The organism is Curtobacterium sp. NPDC090217 (assembly GCF_044746705.1).
Taxonomy (GTDB): domain Bacteria; phylum Actinomycetota; class Actinomycetes; order Actinomycetales; family Microbacteriaceae; genus Curtobacterium.
Genome location: NZ_JBIVCR010000004.1, coordinates 173,595 through 190,414 on the forward strand (window position 1 = coordinate 173,595; position 16,820 = coordinate 190,414).

Consider the following 16,820-nt stretch of genomic DNA (forward strand, 5'->3'; position numbering starts at 1 on the left):
CCGCGCTCGCGGCCGGACCGGCGGGGCGGGCGTGCGCCGAGCCTCCCGGCCGTGCGCGCGCGTCAGGCGGGCAGGTGCGTCCCGGTGAGGTCCTCGGCGACGGCCCACAGGCTGCGGGCGAGCTCGGGGCTCCGCGCCGAGCGGGGGATCGGGGCGTTCGTGGTCGGACCGACCATGCCGAACATCCCCGACGGGCCGTAGTACGCGCCGCCGACGGCGTTCGGCCCGACCGCCGCGTACAAGAGCGGGTCGCTGCCCTGCGCGACGTCCTGCGTGAACGGCCACGCCCGCTGCTTCGACGACACCGGCCGTGATCGACCGAGCGAGCGACCGGACGACTGCAGGTTCGTGCGGGTGTACCCGGGGTGCGCCGCGGTGCTCACGAGCGGCCAGTCGAGCTCGACCGACAGCGTGTGGAGGTGCAGCGACAGCAGCAGGTCGGCGAGCTTCGACTGTGCGTACGCCCGCCACGGTGAGTACCCGCGGAGCCACTGCAGGTCGTCGAACCGGATCCTCCCGGGGATCGCCGCGAGGCTCGACATCGTCGCGACCCGGGGCGACGACGCCCGGAGCAGTGCCGGCATCACGAGGTTCGTCAACGCGAACGGGCCGAGGAAGTTCGTCCCGAACTGCAGCTCGAAGCCGTCGACGGTCTCGAAGCGCTTCGGCGGGATCATCACGCCGGCGTTGTTCACGAGCACGTCGAGCGGCCGGTCCTCGTCGATGATCCCCGCGGCGAACCGACGGACGCTCGACAGGTCGGCCAGGTCGAGCTCACGCACCTCGACGTCGGCGCCCGGGTGTGCCTGCCGGATCGACGCGGCGGCGGCGTCGCCCTTCGACGGCGTCCGGACGGCGAGCACGACGGAGGCGCCGGCCTCGGCGAGCCGGGTGGCGGTCTCCTTGCCCGTGCCGCTGTTCGCTCCGGTCACGACGATGCGGCGGCCGGTCTGGTCGGGGATCTTGGGCATGCGCGCGACCGTACACGCGGACTGTCCGAGGACACGCAACTGTGCTAGATTCATGCAAACGCATTCACTTGGAGGGCGCGATGAGCAACGCATTCGGTACCGGTCGTCCGTCGGACGTCCCGCCGCCCGCACCCGACCGCGTCGGACCCGTGCAGCTCGGCCTCGACACGTTCGGCGACGTCACCGAACTCGCCGACGGCTCGCTGCAGTCCGATGCGCAGAGCATCCGCGACGTGGTGGACCAGGCCGTCCTCGCTGACCAGGTGGGCATCGACTTCATCGGCGTGGGTGAGCACCACCGCGAGGACTTCGTGGTCAGCGCCCCCGAGGTCGTCCTCGCGGCGATCGCCGCCCGCACGGAGCGCATCCGGATCGGGTCCGCGGTCACCGTGCTGTCGTCCGACGACCCCGTCCGCGTCTACGAGCGGTTCGCCACCGTCGACGCGATCTCCAACGGCCGCGCCGAGGTCATCCTCGGGCGGGGCTCCTTCACCGAGTCGTTCCCGCTCTTCGGCTACGAGCTCGCGGACTACGAGGTCCTGTTCGAGGAGAAGCTGCAGCTCTGGGCAGCACTGCGCGGCGGGGACCCCGTCACGTGGAGCGGCACCAAGCGCGCGAGCCTGACCGACCAAGACGTCTTCCCGAAGCTCGAGCACGGTCCGATCCCGACGTGGATCGGCGTCGGGGGGTCTCCGCAGTCCGTGATCCGTGCGGCGTCCTACGGCATGCCGCTGTTCCTCGCGATCATCGGCGGGCAGCCCGCGCAGTTCGCCCCGTTCTCGCGGCTGTACCGGCAGGCCCTGACGCAGCTCGAGCTGCCGCAGCAGCCCATCGCGATGCACTCGCCCGGGTTCGTCGCCGCCACCGACGAGGAGGCCGCCGAACGCTACTGGCCGTACCACAAGGCCGTCACCGACCGCCTCGGGCGCGAGCGTGGATGGCCGCCCCTCGACGCGGCGCAGTACCAGGCAGGGCTGTCGGCCGGCGGGTCGCTCTACGTCGGGTCGCCGGAGACCGTCGCGCGGAAGATCGCACGGAACATGCGGATCCTCGGCGTGACGCGGTTCGACATGCGCTACGCCACCGGGCGCCTGCCGCACGCGGACATGATGCGCTCGATCGAGCTGTACGGCACCGCGGTCGCACCCCGTGTGCGTGAGCTCCTGGCAGAGCCGGTCCCCGTCCCGTAGCGCGGGCGGGTTCCCGCGGCCGCGCGCGGCGCGGACAGGAGGCTCGGCACGGGCCCGGAGCGTCGGCTCACGGCAGCGCCGCGTACGGTCCAGGGCATGTCGTCACGCCCTGCCATCGTCGAACGCCGGTTCCGCGGACGCATCACGGGCGTCGGCACCAGCTCCGGCGTGCGACTCGTCGTCGGGATGTGGGAGCGGTCCCCGTTCGGAGCGTTCACGGACGTCTTCGTGGAGCTCCCCGACGGGTCGAGCGTGCTGCTCGCCCCCGACGAGATCGTCGCCGCGTACGTCTCCGGCACATACCGCTTCGACGCCGTCGAGGTCGTCGACGTCACCGCCAGGCGGACCGCATCCGGCATCGACCTCGACGCGGGTCCGCTCCGCGCCGCGATCGACGTCGGCACGATCTCGCCGCTCGGTCGCGTGCTGCGGGTCGTCCCGAAGCCGATCGCCCGCGACCCTCGGTGGCTGCGCGCGATCGACCCGATCGCACGGCTCGTGGCACCGGGGGCAGGGACCGCTGGAACCGCGGGCGGCGGCCGACGCGAGTACTACGGCGTGACCGGAGCGCACGACGTCACCGGCGTCCGCGGGACCTGGGCGGACGAACCGCTCGGCTCCCTGGTGCCGCTCGACCCGCCGGTCCGGTTCGGGTTCGCGTCGATGCCGCGCATCCCGCAGGTCGTCGACGTCGAGACGACGATCCACGAGCCCGCCTGAGCCGTTCGGACGCGTTCCAGGGATCGGGGGCAGACTGGTCCGAACGGTACGGCCCCGCTCGCCAGGCCGCACGTCGGGTGGCGGGGCGCACGATGCGAAGGAGCACCATGACCGACACCCAGACGGACCAGCGCGCCGCCATCTCGGACATCGTCCACGGAGCCCGCACCGCCCTGCTGACCACGGTCAGCGAGGACGGGTCCCTGCACGCCAGGCCTCTCGCCGTGCAGGACAAGGCCTTCCACGGCACACTCCGCTTCCTGGTGCAGGACGGCAGCGAGAAGGTGGAGGACATCGCCAGGAACCCGCACGTGAACGTCGCGATCGAGTCGCAGGGCGGGTACCTCTCCATCGCCGGCACCGCGACCGTCACCCAGGACGACTCGGTGATCGACGAACTCTGGTCACCGTTCGCCGAGGCGTGGTTCCCGGACGGTCGCGACGACCCCTCGATCCGACTGCTCACCGTCGAGGGCGACTCCGTGGAGTACTGGACGCAGGACGCCGGCACGGTCGGCAGCCTGGTCCAGACGATGAAGGCCGCCCTCGGCGGGCAGTCCCAGCCGGACGTCGGCCGTCACGGCACCGTCGAGCTTTAGTCGGCACCGCCGAACGCACGAGACGCCCTCGAACGCACGAGACGCCGCCGGGTTCGGCGGCGTCTCGTCGGTTCGGCGGCGTCTCGTCAGCGTCGGACCGTCACGGGGGGCCGAGCAGCCAGAGCACGGCGACGAGCACGGGCTGCCCGACGAGTGCGCACGACACCAGTGTCCAGCGCATCCAGGGCTTCGCGACGAGCTCGGGCGAGCCCATCAGGGGCGCGAGCGGCATGAGCAGCCGCGGCGTCGAGGCCATCGGCAGCGACACCGCGAAGACGTAGAGCGCGTACCCGCCGGAGAACACCAGCGTCGTCAGCCCGAGCTTCCGCGTCGAGCGGCGCAGGAGCCAGATCGGGTACCCGACCATGAGCCCGATCACGATCGGGATCCCACCGATGCCGACCCACTGCAGCGTCGTGAGGAACCACGGGGTCAGCGGCACGAAGTCCACACGCCCGATGAAGTTCACCCACCACGACATCTCGGTCGCCAGGTACGCGTCGGGGCGCCCGGTCACGTGCGACGCGATCACCGGCCACGCCACACCGGCGGCGACCATCACGAGCCCCGACAGCACGACCGTGAGCTGTTCCCGCAACGGGAACCGGTCGAGCACGCGGTCACCTGCGCGACGGAGCCGGACCCAGCGCACCAGGGCGACGATGCCGAGCGTCAACGGGATCGCGAGCGCCCCCGGCCGCGTGAACGCAGCGGCGACCCCGAGCGCCGTCAGGAGCCCGTACCGCCGGTGCTCGATCGCGAGCAGCGCACCGAAGGTCAGTGCGAGGAACATGCTCTCCGCGTAGCCGACCTGCAGCAGGAACGACAGCGGCCCGCAGGTGAAGAAGAAGACGGACCACAGCGCGGCGGTGTCCCCGGCACGCTCCCGGACGAGTCGGTGCAGCAGGAACGTGGCGACGATCCCCGCCACGAGCGCGATCAGCGGCGCCGCCACCTCGAACGTCATCCCGGTCCACACGGTCACGAACCGGATCGTGAACGGGAACGCCGGCAGGAACGCCCACGGGTTCTGTGCCACGTGTCCGGCGGCGTCGAGCGGCAGCGTCGTGGGGTAGCCGTGCAGCGAGATCTGCTCGTAGTACTGGCCGTCCCACGCGGTGAGGAACCGCAGGAACCCGTGGTCGTTCGTCCAGATCGCGTTCTCCGGCTGTGACCGCCCGATCAGCGGGTACGCGAGCGCGAGCCACAGCGTGGAGAGCACGCGCCCACCGACCCAGACGAGCACGACCGTCGCCCAGGTGGGCAGACTCGTGACCAGATCGACCGCGCGGCGACGGCCGGCGGCGATCGACGACGGGGCGGACGGCACGACACGACGATAGTCACGGTGGCTGAGTGGTGCTCGCACTGGAGTCTCGTGGTGCGTTCTGCAGGCCAGAACACGTCCCGGAGACGGCCGGGCACGCCACCACGGCGCGCTCTAGCCTGGAGGCCCCGTTCGACCCCCACCGTGAGGAGCCACCGTGACGAAGACCGCCATAGTGACCGACAACGCCCCCAAGCCCGCAGGACCCTACAGCCAGGGCATCGTCGCGGGCGGGTTCATCTACACCGCCGGCTTCGGCCCGCAGGACCCCGCGACCGGGGCGCTCGCCGACGACGTGGCCGGTCAGACCGCCCAGGTCCTGGCGAACGTGGCAGCCGTCCTCGCCGAACACGGCGCGACGCTCGACGACGTCGTGAAGTCGACCGTGCACCTCGAGCACTCGGACCGCGACTTCCCGGCCTTCAACGAGGAGTACGCGAAGCACTTCTCCGAGCCGTACCCGGTCCGGACCACCGTCCAGTCGCACCTCGCGAACATCCTCGTCGAGATCGACGTCGTCGCGGTCCTGCCGACGAAGACCCGCGTCACCGACGGCGAGGACGCCTGATCCCGCGCAGCTGAGTCCAGTCTCAGCGACCCCCGGTCATGGAGTCCCGTCACCGACCTCGACGGAGACCCTGACCGGGGGTCTCGTGCGTCAGCGCACCGTCCGCGAGCACCAGCACCCCGGCGACGAGGACGTCGTCGATGCCCTCGGCGACACGCATCGGGTGGTCGTACGTGGACTGCGCCGCGACGGTCTCCGGATCGACCACGACGAGGTCGGCGACCGCCCCGACGGCGACCCGTCCGCGGTCGCCGAGCCGGTAGCGCTCGACGGCGGTGGTCGACAGGCTCCGCTGGACCTCTGGCCACGTCAGCCGACCCGCGACCGCGTACTCCTCGAGGTACCGCGCGAACGTGCCGTACGCCCGCGGGTGCGGGTGCGTGCCGACGAAGATGCCGTCGGAGCCCGCCGAGTGCCCCCGGTGCCGGAACAGCGGCGCGAGGTCGTCCGCGGTCCGCGGCCGGGGGACCCGCATCACCACGGTCACCTGCAGGTCCGAGTCGACGAGCACGTCGAGGGCGAGGTCGACCGGGTCGGTCCCGGTGGCCTCGGCCGCGTCGGCGAGCGTCCGGCCCTGCAGCGCGTGGAACTCTGCCGCCGGGACGTGCGAGAGCGTGATCTGCTCGGCCCATCCGGTGCCGAGGTCGGCCCGGCCGAGCACCCGGTCGAGCACCGCACCGCGGACACGGGCGCGACCGTCCTGATCGGCGATCGCCCGGGCGAGGTCCGTCGTCCCCGGGCGGGCGAGGGCCGCCGGCAGGAGGAGCATCGACAGGATCGTGCACCCACGGGAGTACGGGTACGCGTCGAACGACATCGGGGCGCCGGTCCGCTCGAGGTCGGCGAGCGCCTCGAGCAACAGGTCGACCGGGGCGTGCAGGTGCGACACGTGCGCCCGGACCCCTGACGACCGGACGATCGCGGCGATCTCGTCGAGCCCCGCGCGGGCGTTCGTCTCGTAGCCGCCACGCATGTGCGACACGTAGAGCCCGTCGACGGCCGCGACCTCGGTGCACAGCGCGATGAGCTCCGCCGTGTCGGCGAAGAGCCCCGGCACGTAGTCGAGCCCGGTCGCGAGCCCCACGGCGCCGGCGTCCAGGCCTGCGCGCACGGTGGCCCGCATCGCCGCGAGCTGTTCGGGCGTCGCGGGCCCGTCGACGTCGCCGACGACCTGCTGCCGGACGGTGCCGGCTGGGACGAGCGTCGCGACGTTGACCGGGGTCGTTCCGTCGTACGTGTCCAGCAGCGCGCCGATGCCGCCGCCGCGGTACGTCGGGTGCGGCCCGTCGATCGCGGCGAAGTAGGTGTCCGCGTAGGACCCGTCTCCCGGAGCGGGGCCGACGCCGTCCTGTCCGGTGACGATCGTGGTGACGCCCTGCCGGAGGAGCGCGAGCTGGACCTCCGGTTCGAAGACCAGCGACCCGCCGTGCGAGTGCGCGTCGACGGATCCCGGCATGACGAGGCGCTCGCCGCAGTCGACCATGGTCGCGCCGGCCGGGACGTCGAGGTCGGTCCCGACCCCGGTGATCCGACCGTCCTCGACGAGCACGTCCGCTCGGAGCGCTCCGGTCTCGCCGACGACCGAGCCGCCGCGGAGCAGGACGCTCGTCACCTCGACAGCCCGGCGACGAGGCGTTCGGCCCGCCCACGGAGCGCGTCGAGGTCGCCGGACGTCAGGGCGTCACCGACGAGCGGGGAGCCGAGGCCGACCGCGACCGCACCGGCGGCGAGGTACTCGGCCGCGTCGTCGACCCCGATGCCCCCGGTGGGGATGACGTCCACGAAGTCGAGCGGCGCGAGCACCTGCTTGAGGAACGCGGGGCCGCCGAGCGGCGCGGCGGGGAAGACCTTCACGGCCCGGGCGCCGAGCTGCCACGCCCGGACGATCTCGGTCGGCGTCGCGGCGCCCGGGTACCAGCCGAGCCCCCGCTCGTGGGCCCGTTCGCCGATCGCCTGGTCGGTGTGCGGGCTGACGGCGAAGGTGGCTCCCGCTGCCGCTGCCTCGTCGAGCTGTCGCGTGTCGAGCACGGTGCCGACGCCGATCGACGCAGCGCTGCCGTAGCGCTCGGCGGCCCACGCGATGCCCTCGCGCCACCGCGGGGTGTTCGTCGTGATCTCGATCGCGCTCACGCCGCTGTCGACGAGCGTGCGGATGACGTCCTCGACGTGGTCGCCGGTCCCGCCCCGCAGGATCGCGATCGTCGGGCCGGCGTCGTGACGGTGTCGCTGGGGGCGCGTGGCGGGGGATGCGGTGTCGGTCATCGTGCGTTCCTTCTTCTGATCGTGGTCAGCGGTCGACGCGGTCGTGGACGGCGTGGTCGATGCCGGCCGGGTCCACGACGCCGAGCGCTGCCGGGTCGGGACGGCGCCAGTCGCCGTCCACCGTGCAGGCGAGCGCGCCGGCGTCCGCGGCGCGGTCGAGGGCCCGGTCGGGGGATTCGCCGGCCAGGTCGGCGGCGAGCCAGGCGGCGACGAACGCGTCACCGGCACCGACCGGATCGACCACGGCGACGGGGCTCGCCGCGCGGCGGTGCAGCACGCCGTCGATCGAGGCGACCGCACCGCGCGACCCGAGCTTCACGACGGCGCGACCGTTCGCGAGGGCGGCCAGCTCGTGCGCCAGCGACTCCTCGTCGCCGTCGTCCTCGTCGTGCCCGAGGACCAGTCGAGCCTCGTCGTCACCGGCGAACACGACCGACGACCGTGCAGCGACCGCGCGGTAGTACTCGCGTCCGGTCACGTCGTCGACGAGCTTCGGCCGGTGGTTGACGTCGAACGCGATCGGCACCCCGGCGTCGTGCGCCCGGACGACCGCGGCGTGCACGGTCTCACGGGCGGTCTGGGACAGCGCCAGGGTGATCCCGCTCACGTGCAGGAGCGACGCGCGCTCGACCATCCCCGACGGCAGGTCTCCCGGCGTGAACGCGGAACCGGCGGAGCCGCGTCGGTGGTAGGTCACACGGGTGCGGCCGTCCGCCAGTCGTTCCTTGACCATGATCCCGGTCGACCGCTCGGGGTCCCGCACCGCGACCACGTCGACGCCCTCTGCTGCGACGTCGGCGAGCACCCGGTCACCGGCGGGGTCGGCACCGACGCGGCCGATCCAGGTCACGTCGACCCCGGCACGCGCCAGGCCGATCGCGACGTTGCTCTCGGCGCCGCCGGTGTCGACGCGCATCGTGTCGAGGTCGGTCAGCGCTCCGCGTCCGGCGAGGAGCAGCATCGTCTCGCCGAAGGTCAGGACGCCGGTCACCGGGCACCCCGCGCGAGGGCGAGCTGCGCGGACGACGACCCGAGCGCCACCGAGATCTCCAGCGCGGTGCGGACGACCCCGTCACCGAGCTCGCGCACCGCGGTCGTGCGGAAACGGGAGGCGAGCCCCGAGATGCTCATCGCCCCGACGACCTGGTTGGCGTGGTCGAAGACCGGGGCGGCGACGCACCGGATGTCCGGCTCGTTCTCGCGGTCGTCGATGCCGTACCCGCGTTCCCGGGTCCTGCCGATCTCCTGCCGCCACCGGTCGTCGTCGGTGATGGAGTGCTCGGTCATCGCGGTCGCCGGGTGCGCGAGCACGCGGTCGAGCAGCTCGGGGTCCCCGAACGCGACCATGGCCTTGCCCGAGGCGGTGTTGCGCATCGCCAGACGGTTGCCGATCCTGGACCCCATCCGGACGGTCCCGCGGGTCTCGACCTTGTCGACGTACACGATGTCGGTGCCGTCCGGCACGACGAGGTGGCACGTCAGCCCGGTGCGTTCCGCCGTCCGCCGCAGGAACGGTGCGGCGGCTGCGCGGAGGTCGATGCCCTCGAGGTAGCTCTGGCCGAGCAGGAGCGCCCCGAGCCCGAGCGTGAACCCGGCGTCCGCGGTGCGGCGCAGCAGGTCGTTCTCGATCATGGGTGCCGTGAGCCGCAGGACCGTCGACTTCGACGTGCCGAGTTCGACGCTCAGGGTCGTGAGGCTGACGGATGGCTCGCCGTTCCTGGTGCGGTCGGCGACGAGGTCGAGGATGCGGAGGCCGCGGCGAAGCGACAGGGCGGCGTTGCGGGCCGGCAGCTCCTGCGCATCCGTCACGGTCATCAGAACCACGTCGCGATCGTCTCGAGCACGGTGTCGTCGTCGTCGATGACGTGCACCTGCCGCCACTTGTCGAACACCGTGCACGGGTGCGAGATGCCGAACACGACGACGTCGCCCGGCGTCAGGGACACCCCCGTCGCCAGCGCGAGGTAGCAGTGCTGGTCGTCGAGACGGGTGACGGTGACCGCCCCGGGAACGGGCGCGGTCCCAGGAACCTGCACCGAGCCTCCAGACCGGATCTGCCGGATCTGCCGGACCACCGGCAGCCCCTCGTCGAAGGAGATGTCCCGCTTGCCGACGGCCACGAGTGCCAGGCCGGGCTCGGGGCACGACGTGACCCGCCCCCAGACCTCGATGGCTGCGCGGAGCGCGCCCTCCGTCGGGTGTCGGTGGAAGGGTGTGCGCTCCTCGTAGAAGCCGTCGTCGTGGGTCAGGTACGCGCCGGAGCGGAGCAGCACGTCGAGGTCGTCCGGGCGGGCTGCGACGGCCTCGCTCACGGCGTCGAACCAGGCGCTGCCGCCCATGCTCAACAGGGCGCGCGGACCGGCGACCAGCGGGCGGACGGCCTCGGCCACGTCGAGGACGCCGGCCACGTACGCGCGGGCCTCGTCGACGCCGGGCAGACCGCCCTCGTACCCGGAGACCCCGCGGAGGACGAGACCGCCATCGGAGGCGGCTCCCGCGACCGATGTCGCTGCCGCCGCCGATCGGGCGCCGGTACGACCGCCGGGGAACCCGACCTCGACCAGCACGTGGAGTTCGCCGTCGACGGCGGACGCGGCGGCAGCGGCCGCGTCGACCCCGGCGGTCGAGTCGACGTAGCAGAGCACGTCAGACGAGGGGTCGACGGCGCGGCGCGATGCGAGCCAGCGGAGTCCTGCCGGGTCGAGGACCTCGTTCGCGATCAGGACGTGCCGGATCCCGTGCTCCCACGCGACCATCGCCTGCTGCACGGACGCCAGGGTGACGCCCCACGCGCCGGCGTCGATCTGCCGCTGGGCGAGTGCCGGCGCCATGTGCGTCTTCATGTGCGGCGCGAACAGGAGCCCGTGCCGCTCGACGTACGCCTGCATGACGGCGGTGTTGTTCGTCAGCGCGGACTCGCGGAGCGTCATCACGGGCAGGTGCGCGTCCTGCAGCACGTGGTGCGGCGCGGGAGCGCTCGGCTCCCACGAGCCCTTCGCGGTCACGGTGGCGGGGGTGGTCGGCATCGATCCTCCTTCGACGGGTCCCACGCTGGTCCAGCGGCGCTCGCCCGGACAACGTCGTCACGTCCACCGTTCCACATTGCAGAACGTCATGTGGTGGTGGCGGGCATAGCATTTGGACTGACATGACGAGGACGACATCGACAGCACCCCCTGCCCGCCGACGCACCGGGAGCACCGCGGTCGCCGTGCTCGTGGCGGGGACGTTCTTCATGGAGCTCCTCGACGGCACCATCCTGGCCACCGCCGCGCCGGCGATGGGCCGTGACCTCGGCGTGGACTCGGCGGCGATCGGCATCGCGATCACCGCGTACCTCGTCACCCTCGCCGTGTTCATCCCGGTGAGCGGCTGGCTGACCGACCGGGTCGGCTCGCGCACGGTGTTCGTGGGCGCCATCGCGGTGTTCACGATCGCGTCCGGACTCTGCGCCCTGTCGACCGGATTGGTCGAGCTGACGATCTGGCGGATCGTGCAGGGGATCGGCGGAGCGCTCATGGTGCCCGTCGGGCGGCTCGTCGTGCTGCGGAGCGCCGGGCGCGAGCAGCTCGTCACGGCGATCGCGATCCTGACGTGGCCGGCCCTCGCGGCGCCGATCATCGCGCCGTTCGTCGGTGGTGTGCTCGTCGACACCCTGTCGTGGCACTGGATCTTCCTCGTCAACATCCCGCTCGGGGTCATCGCACTGATCGCCGCGCTCGTCCTCGTGCCGCAGGAACGTGCGCCGGAGCGCGTGCCGTTCGACTGGCCGGGGTCGTTGCTGGCGTGCGTCGGGCTCGGCGGGGTCGTCGTGATGGCGTCACTGCTCGCGCTCGACACCGTGCCGGTCGTCGCCACGATCGTGTCCGGCGTGGTCGGGGCCGCCTGCTGCTGGCTCGCGATCCGGCACTTCCGGCGGGCGCAGCACCCGATCATGGGGCTCGACGCGTTCCGGCTCGAGACCTTCCGTGTGTCGCACGCGGGCGGCAGCCTGTTCCGCCTGGCCGTGTCCGCGGTGCCGTTCGTGCTGCCCCTGCTCTTCCAGGACGCCTGGGGGTGGACGGCCGTCGAGGCGGGCAGCGCCGTGCTGTTCGTCTTCGTCGGCAACCTCGGCATCAAGCCGGCGACCACGCCGTTCCTCCGCTGGTTCGGCTACCGGCCGGTGATCATCGTGTCGTCCGCCATCGCGGCGCTGACGGTCGTCGCGATGACCTTCCTGACGCCGGACACCCCGTTCTGGCTGCTCGCCGTCCTGCTCGTCGTGAGCGGTGCAGCACGCTCGGTCGGGTTCACCGCGTACAACACGATCGCCTTCGCCGACGTCGAGCAGGCCGACATGACCCCGGCGAACACCCTGTCCTCGACGCTGCAGCAGACGGCCGCCGGGTTCGGTGTCGCCGTCGCGGCCGTCGTCATCCGTGCCGGCGCCGGGCTCGCCGGGGACGGCGCCTACGTCCTGACGTTCTGGGTGATCGCAGCCCTGCTCGTGGTGGCCTGCGTCGAGGGGCTCGTGATGAGTCGGACGGCGGGGGAGACCGTCCGACCGGCACGACGGGTCCGTGCGTGAGTCGTCGAGGCGACACGACCGTTCGTGTCGCCGTCACGCGCACGAAACCCGGCAGGCGCTACAGTCTCAGAAACTGCTTGAGGTCGACGAGTACCGTTGCCGCGGCAGACTGAGCGGGACGCAGGGACCCCACTCCGGAAGGAAGGCAGCATGACCGTGCCAGACCAGCAGGGGACGATCCCGACGGACACCGACGTCCGACCCACCACCATCCGCGTCGTCAGCTACAACCTGCGGGAGCACACCGCGAACGGCGAACTCGCCGCACTGGCCGAGGCGTCGGACGCCGACGTCATCTGCGTGCAGGAGTGCGACAGCAACGACCTCGCGCCCTCCGTCGGCGGCCTCACGCTCGCGGCGTCGACCAAGGCGAACCGCCTCGGACTCGCGATCTACAAGCGCGACGACCGCTTCGACGTGCAGGACTTCAGCATCCACTCCCTGCAGAAGTCGCTCCACGACCGCGTGCTCGCTCCGGCGCACGAACGGCTCATCGCGATGCACCTCCGCGACCGGGAGGCGTCGACCGACGTGATCGTCGCGTCGTTCCACGCCTCGCCCCTGACCGCGACGAACTCCCTGCGCCGCAAGCAGATCGAGGCAGCGCACCAGTTCGTCCGCGACCTGTCGAGCGAGGCCCCCGCGATCATGGTCGGCGACTTCAACTACCCCTGGTTCCAGACGAACCTCCGCCGCAAGATCGAGTCGCACGGCTTCGCGCTCTCGCTCTCCGACCAGCCGACGTACCTGCGGTACCGGAAGTTCACGGGGCACTTCGACTTCGCCACGAGCGTCGGGCTGCACATCGCGGGCGTGGAGACGCTGCCCGCCGGCATCTCGGACCACCGCCCGATCCTGGTGCGCGCGCACTACGAGGCCCCGGCAGCGTCGTCGTCCCGTCCCGTCGAGGCCGACTCCGCCGCCTGACGGGGGCGGGGCGCGCTGCGCGCCGCACCGACGCCCGGCGCCGACGCCCGGCGTCCGTCGAGTGGTCGGAGATCGTCGCCCTGTGGCGCTCCGATCGACGTTCCGCGACCGGTCGGGGAACGTGAGCGGGTTGTTGCGACCGGCCGGGAGGCTCGGTGCCCGCCCGGCGCGCCGGTGACGCCACAGCATCCCGGCCGGTCCGTCGCACGGTGCGCCCGCCGACCGGTCACGACACTCCGTCGGTTGACCTCCGAGCGGTCACGAACTGTCGCTCGGGGACGCTTCGACCGACGATCTGCGACCGGTCGGCGGACGTGAGCGGGGTGTTGCGACCGGTCGCACGACCGCGTCAGCGCCGGAGCGTCGCCCGCGCCAAGCGGTTGCCGATGAACTGCCCGAGCTGCACGATCACCACGATCGCGGCCACCGACACGTAGACGATCCACCAGTCGTACCGCTGCGACCCGTACGTGATCGCGTACTCGCCGAGGCCGCCGCCGCCGATCAGGGCACCTTGCGCCGTCATGTCGACGATGCCGATGAAGATGAACGTGTAGCCGAGGATGAGCGGCCCGAGGCCCTCGGGGATGAGCACCGTCAGCAGGATCGAGATCGGGTGCGCACCCGATGCCCGCGCTGCCTCGACGACGCCCGGGTCCACGGACAGCAGGTTCTGCTCGACGATGCGGGCGACCGCGAACGCCGCCGCCAGCGAGATCGCGAACGTCACGGCGGGGACACCGATCGTCGTCTGCACGACCACGCGGGACAACGGTGCGATCGCCGCGAGGAAGATCACGAACGGGATCGGGCGGACGATGTTCACGACCAGGTTGATGATCGTGTACGCCGTCCGGCTGCCGAGCAGGCTGCCCGGCCGGGTGGCGTACAGCGCCAGGCCGAGCGCCAGACCGATGAGCCCGGCGATCACGAGCGAGACGAGCGACATCACGATGGTGTCGCGCACCGAGGACAGGAAGACGTCGAACGTGTCGATCACGCTCTGGAAGGAGTTGTTCACGCTCGGTCCTCTTCGTCGGTGGTGACCCCGGCCGCGCGGAGCGCCGAGACGACGTCGTCGATGCCGGGTCCGGACAGCTCGTACGTCAGCGAACCGATCCGGCGCTCCCGGATCTCACCGACCCCGCCGTAGACGAGCTCTGCGGTCACCCCCGCGGAGCGGAACACCTGGTCGATCCGGTTCTGCAGGCCGACCTCGTCGGTGATCTGCACGGTCACGAGCCGACCGGGGTGGCGTTCCCGCAACCGCGCCAGCGTCTCGGCCGACGGCCGGTCGTGCAGGGCCGTGCGGACGAACCGCTTGGTCGCCGGGTTGGTCGGCGTGGAGAAGACGTCGTACACGTCGCCGACCTCGACCACCCGTCCCTGTTCCATCACGGCCACCCGGTCCGCGATCTGCCGGACGGCGTCCATCTCGTGCGTGATGACGATGATCGTGACGCCGAGTTCCCGGTTCACACGACGGAGGAGCGCCAGCACCTCCGAGGTGGTCTCGGGGTCGAGGGCGCTCGTGGCCTCGTCGGCGAGCAGCAGGTCGGGGTTGCCGGCGAGCGCACGGGCGATGCCGACGCGTTGCTTCTGCCCACCGGACAGCTGCTCGGGGTAGGCGTACGCACGGTCGAGCAGTCCGACGAAGTCGAGGAGTTCGGCGACACGGCGGTCGCGCTCCTCCTTCGCGACACCGGCGACCTTGAGCGGGTACGCCACGTTGCCGGCGATGGTGCGCGACCGGAACAGGTTGAACTGCTGGAAGATCATCCCGATGCGACGACGCGCCAGACGGCGATCCCGCTCGGGGATCGCCGTCAGCTCCTGGCCGGCGACCGTCACGGTGCCCGAGGAGGGCAGCTCGAGGGCGTTGACCAGGCGGACGAGGGTGGACTTGCCGGCACCGGAGTACCCGATGACGCCGAGGACCTCGCCCTGTTCGACGTCGAGCGACACGTCCTCGACGGCGACCACGGTCTCGCCGGTGTCGGCGCGGCGGTAGTGCTTCGAGACGCCGCGGAGTTCGACGAGGGCAGCCACTACTTCGTTGCCGCCTTCGCGTCCTTCTCGACCGACACGAGTTCCTGCTGCAGCGACGCGGCGCTCTCGTCGCTCGACACGGCGTCCGGGTAGTCCTTCGCGAAGACCTTCTGCACGGCGTCGTCCTGGAACAGCTTCGCCAGGTCGAGGTACGTCTTGTTGTCCTTGTCGGCGTCACGCACCGCGAAGACGTTCACGTACGGCTTGGCGGAGGCGCTCTTCGGGTCGTCCTGGAAGATCGCGTCCTTGGTGTCGAGCCCGGCCGAGGTGGCGTAGTTCACGTTGACGATCGAGCCCTCGACGGACCCCTGCTGCAGCGCGTTCGCGGTCTGCGAGGCGTCGAGCGTCTGCACGTCGACCTTGTGCGAGGTGATGTCCGCGGTCGTGGAGAAGGCGCTGCCGCCGTCCTTGAGCTCCAGCAGGCCGGCCGACTGCAGCACCAGCAGTGCACGCGCCTCGTTGATGGCGTCGTTCGGGATCGCGATCTTCGCGCCGTCCTCGAACTCGGAGACCTTCGAGACCTTCGTCGAGTACAGCGGGAGCGGGTACACGGCCGTCGCGCCGATCGGCTGCAGGTCGTCGTCCGAGGTGACGTTGTAGTTCGCCAGGTACTGGATGTGCTGGAACTGGTTGATGTCGATCTGCTTGTCCTTGAGCGCAGGGTTCGGCAGCGAGTAGTCCGAGAAGTTCTGGAGCTTCACGGTGACGTTGAGCTTGTCCTTCGCGAGCTTCACGTACGTGTTCCAGTACGGCAGCGACTTGTCGGAGACACCGATCGTCACGGTCTTCGGAGCGGCACCCGATGCGGCACCGTCGCTGTCACCGCCGGAGCGGACCGCGACGGCGACGACGGCGACGATGATCGCGACGACGACGATCGCCGCGGCGACGATCCAGCCGATCGGGCGCTTGCGCTTCGGCTTCTGGGGCAGTGCGGGGGCGGTCATGGGTGCTCCTCGTGGGGCGGGGGCCTCGCGGGCCGTGCTGCGGGGGGTCACACGGTCGTGACTGACCACGAGTGTGACGCGCAGACCGAGCGGCGGCGACTTGCGTTCCGCCGTGTTACATCCGTTGCGCAGGCGTCCGTGGGCAGACTCGATCCGTGCGGAGCATCGAGCTGGTCCTGGACGACGATTCGGATCGCGAGGTCCGGGCCGTGTGGAACGCGCTGACCGAGGCCGACCTGCCGAGCCTCGGGCGCTCCGGCACGAACGACCCGCACGTCACGCTGGCGGCGGGCGAGTCCTTGCCCGTCCCGGAGCGCTTCGACGTGCCCCTGCCGGCGGCGCTCCGCATCGCGGGGATCCTGCTCTTCCCCGCAGGACCCGGCCGGCACGTGCTCGGCCTCGGCGTGGTCGTCGACGAGCCCCTCGCACGGTTCCACCAGGCGGTGCACCACGTCTCGCCCGGGTCGCTCGACCCATCGGCACCCGGACGGTGGGCGCCGCACGTCACACTCGCCCGGCGCATCCGCGACGTCGACCTCCCCGCGGCGCTCCGCGCGCTCGCGGCGATCGGGCCACTCCCGCAGACGCTGGCCGTCGGCGGTCTCCGCCACTGGGACGGCGACGCGAAGGTGGTCACCCCACTGGCGTGAGGGGGGTGGCGGGCCGGTGCCGAGCCTCTCCCCACCGGCACGG

Annotated in this window: 17 protein-coding genes; 7 read left to right on the top strand and 10 right to left on the bottom strand. The window is 71.7% G+C overall.

Annotated elements, in window-relative coordinates; genetic code table 11:
* Positions 1 to 62 precede the first annotated feature (62 nt).
* Positions 63 to 971: an SDR family oxidoreductase gene (locus ACIPJ2_RS15015; protein ID WP_402729491.1), complete on the bottom strand. Its 909-nt coding sequence runs from the start codon at positions 969 to 971 to the stop codon at positions 63 to 65.
* An 80-nt stretch (positions 972 to 1,051) separates the two neighbouring features.
* On the opposite strand from ACIPJ2_RS15015, the gene ACIPJ2_RS15020 reads away from it, so the two are divergent.
* The 3 genes from ACIPJ2_RS15020 (at position 1,052) to ACIPJ2_RS15030 (ending at position 3,480) form a co-directional block, all read left to right on the top strand.
* The gene (locus ACIPJ2_RS15020; RefSeq protein WP_402729492.1) at positions 1,052 to 2,161 is read left to right on the top strand and encodes an LLM class flavin-dependent oxidoreductase; all 1,110 of its coding nucleotides are present in this window, start codon (positions 1,052 to 1,054) and stop codon (positions 2,159 to 2,161) included.
* Positions 2,162 to 2,257: 96 nt separating this feature from the next.
* On the top strand, positions 2,258 to 2,881 hold the full coding sequence (locus ACIPJ2_RS15025; protein WP_281265229.1) for a hypothetical protein: 624 nt from the start codon (positions 2,258 to 2,260) through the stop codon (positions 2,879 to 2,881).
* 107 nt (positions 2,882 to 2,988) lie between these two features.
* A complete protein-coding gene (locus ACIPJ2_RS15030; RefSeq protein WP_281265228.1) occupies positions 2,989 to 3,480 on the top strand; it encodes a pyridoxamine 5'-phosphate oxidase family protein in 492 nt (163 codons plus the stop codon).
* A gap of 100 nt (positions 3,481 to 3,580) precedes the next feature.
* Here ACIPJ2_RS15030 and ACIPJ2_RS15035 read toward each other — a convergent pair whose 3' ends face one another.
* Positions 3,581 to 4,810 (bottom strand): hypothetical protein, encoded by a 1,230-nt coding sequence (locus ACIPJ2_RS15035; protein WP_402729493.1) that lies wholly within the window; start codon positions 4,808 to 4,810, stop codon positions 3,581 to 3,583.
* A gap of 154 nt (positions 4,811 to 4,964) precedes the next feature.
* On the opposite strand from ACIPJ2_RS15035, the gene ACIPJ2_RS15040 reads away from it, so the two are divergent.
* Positions 4,965 to 5,375 (top strand): RidA family protein, encoded by a 411-nt coding sequence (locus tag ACIPJ2_RS15040; protein WP_402729494.1) that lies wholly within the window; start codon positions 4,965 to 4,967, stop codon positions 5,373 to 5,375.
* 49 nt (positions 5,376 to 5,424) lie between these two features.
* On the opposite strand, the gene ACIPJ2_RS15045 is transcribed toward ACIPJ2_RS15040, so the two are convergent.
* The 5 genes from ACIPJ2_RS15045 to ACIPJ2_RS15065 are packed head-to-tail and all read right to left on the bottom strand — an operon-like array spanning position 5,425 to position 10,663.
* Positions 5,425 to 6,987, bottom strand: coding sequence for an amidohydrolase family protein (locus ACIPJ2_RS15045; RefSeq protein ID WP_402729495.1), 1,563 nt, complete (start codon positions 6,985 to 6,987; stop codon positions 5,425 to 5,427).
* The gene (locus ACIPJ2_RS15050) at positions 6,984 to 7,637 is read right to left on the bottom strand and encodes a bifunctional 4-hydroxy-2-oxoglutarate aldolase/2-dehydro-3-deoxy-phosphogluconate aldolase (protein ID WP_402729496.1); all 654 of its coding nucleotides are present in this window, start codon (positions 7,635 to 7,637) and stop codon (positions 6,984 to 6,986) included. The genes ACIPJ2_RS15045 and ACIPJ2_RS15050 overlap by 4 nt, the downstream gene beginning before the upstream one ends.
* Before the next feature lie 25 nt (positions 7,638 to 7,662).
* A complete protein-coding gene (locus tag ACIPJ2_RS15055) occupies positions 7,663 to 8,628 on the bottom strand; it encodes a sugar kinase (RefSeq protein ID WP_402729497.1) in 966 nt (321 codons plus the stop codon).
* Positions 8,625 to 9,452: an IclR family transcriptional regulator gene (locus ACIPJ2_RS15060; RefSeq protein WP_281265223.1), complete on the bottom strand. Its 828-nt coding sequence runs from the start codon at positions 9,450 to 9,452 to the stop codon at positions 8,625 to 8,627. The genes ACIPJ2_RS15055 and ACIPJ2_RS15060 overlap by 4 nt, the downstream gene beginning before the upstream one ends.
* Positions 9,452 to 10,663 carry an alanine racemase gene (locus ACIPJ2_RS15065; protein WP_402729498.1) on the bottom strand — a complete coding sequence of 404 codons (1,212 nt, stop codon included), beginning with the start codon at positions 10,661 to 10,663 and terminating at the stop codon, positions 9,452 to 9,454. Before ACIPJ2_RS15065 ends, ACIPJ2_RS15060 begins: the two co-directional genes overlap by 1 nt.
* A 122-nt stretch (positions 10,664 to 10,785) precedes the next feature.
* On the opposite strand from ACIPJ2_RS15065, the gene ACIPJ2_RS15070 reads away from it, so the two are divergent.
* Complete coding sequence (locus ACIPJ2_RS15070; RefSeq protein WP_281265221.1) at positions 10,786 to 12,204, top strand: MFS transporter; 1,419 nt, start codon at positions 10,786 to 10,788, stop codon at positions 12,202 to 12,204.
* 150 nt (positions 12,205 to 12,354) lie between these two features.
* The gene (locus ACIPJ2_RS15075) at positions 12,355 to 13,131 is read left to right on the top strand and encodes an endonuclease/exonuclease/phosphatase family protein (protein ID WP_281265220.1); all 777 of its coding nucleotides are present in this window, start codon (positions 12,355 to 12,357) and stop codon (positions 13,129 to 13,131) included.
* A gap of 349 nt (positions 13,132 to 13,480) precedes the next feature.
* Here ACIPJ2_RS15075 and ACIPJ2_RS15080 read toward each other — a convergent pair whose 3' ends face one another.
* The 3 genes from ACIPJ2_RS15080 to ACIPJ2_RS15090 are packed head-to-tail and all read right to left on the bottom strand — an operon-like array spanning position 13,481 to position 16,127.
* Positions 13,481 to 14,152, bottom strand: coding sequence for a methionine ABC transporter permease (locus tag ACIPJ2_RS15080; protein ID WP_402729499.1), 672 nt, complete (start codon positions 14,150 to 14,152; stop codon positions 13,481 to 13,483).
* Positions 14,149 to 15,180, bottom strand: a complete 1,032-nt coding sequence (locus ACIPJ2_RS15085) for a methionine ABC transporter ATP-binding protein (RefSeq protein ID WP_281265218.1) — start codon at positions 15,178 to 15,180, stop codon at positions 14,149 to 14,151. The genes ACIPJ2_RS15080 and ACIPJ2_RS15085 overlap by 4 nt, the downstream gene beginning before the upstream one ends.
* Positions 15,180 to 16,127 carry a MetQ/NlpA family ABC transporter substrate-binding protein gene (locus ACIPJ2_RS15090; RefSeq protein ID WP_402729500.1) on the bottom strand — a complete coding sequence of 316 codons (948 nt, stop codon included), beginning with the start codon at positions 16,125 to 16,127 and terminating at the stop codon, positions 15,180 to 15,182. The genes ACIPJ2_RS15085 and ACIPJ2_RS15090 overlap by 1 nt, the downstream gene beginning before the upstream one ends.
* Before the next feature lie 155 nt (positions 16,128 to 16,282).
* Here ACIPJ2_RS15090 and ACIPJ2_RS15095 point away from each other — a divergent pair, with 155 nt between their 5' ends.
* The gene (locus ACIPJ2_RS15095) at positions 16,283 to 16,777 is read left to right on the top strand and encodes a 2'-5' RNA ligase family protein (RefSeq protein ID WP_402729501.1); all 495 of its coding nucleotides are present in this window, start codon (positions 16,283 to 16,285) and stop codon (positions 16,775 to 16,777) included.
* Positions 16,778 to 16,820: the final 43 nt, after the last annotated feature.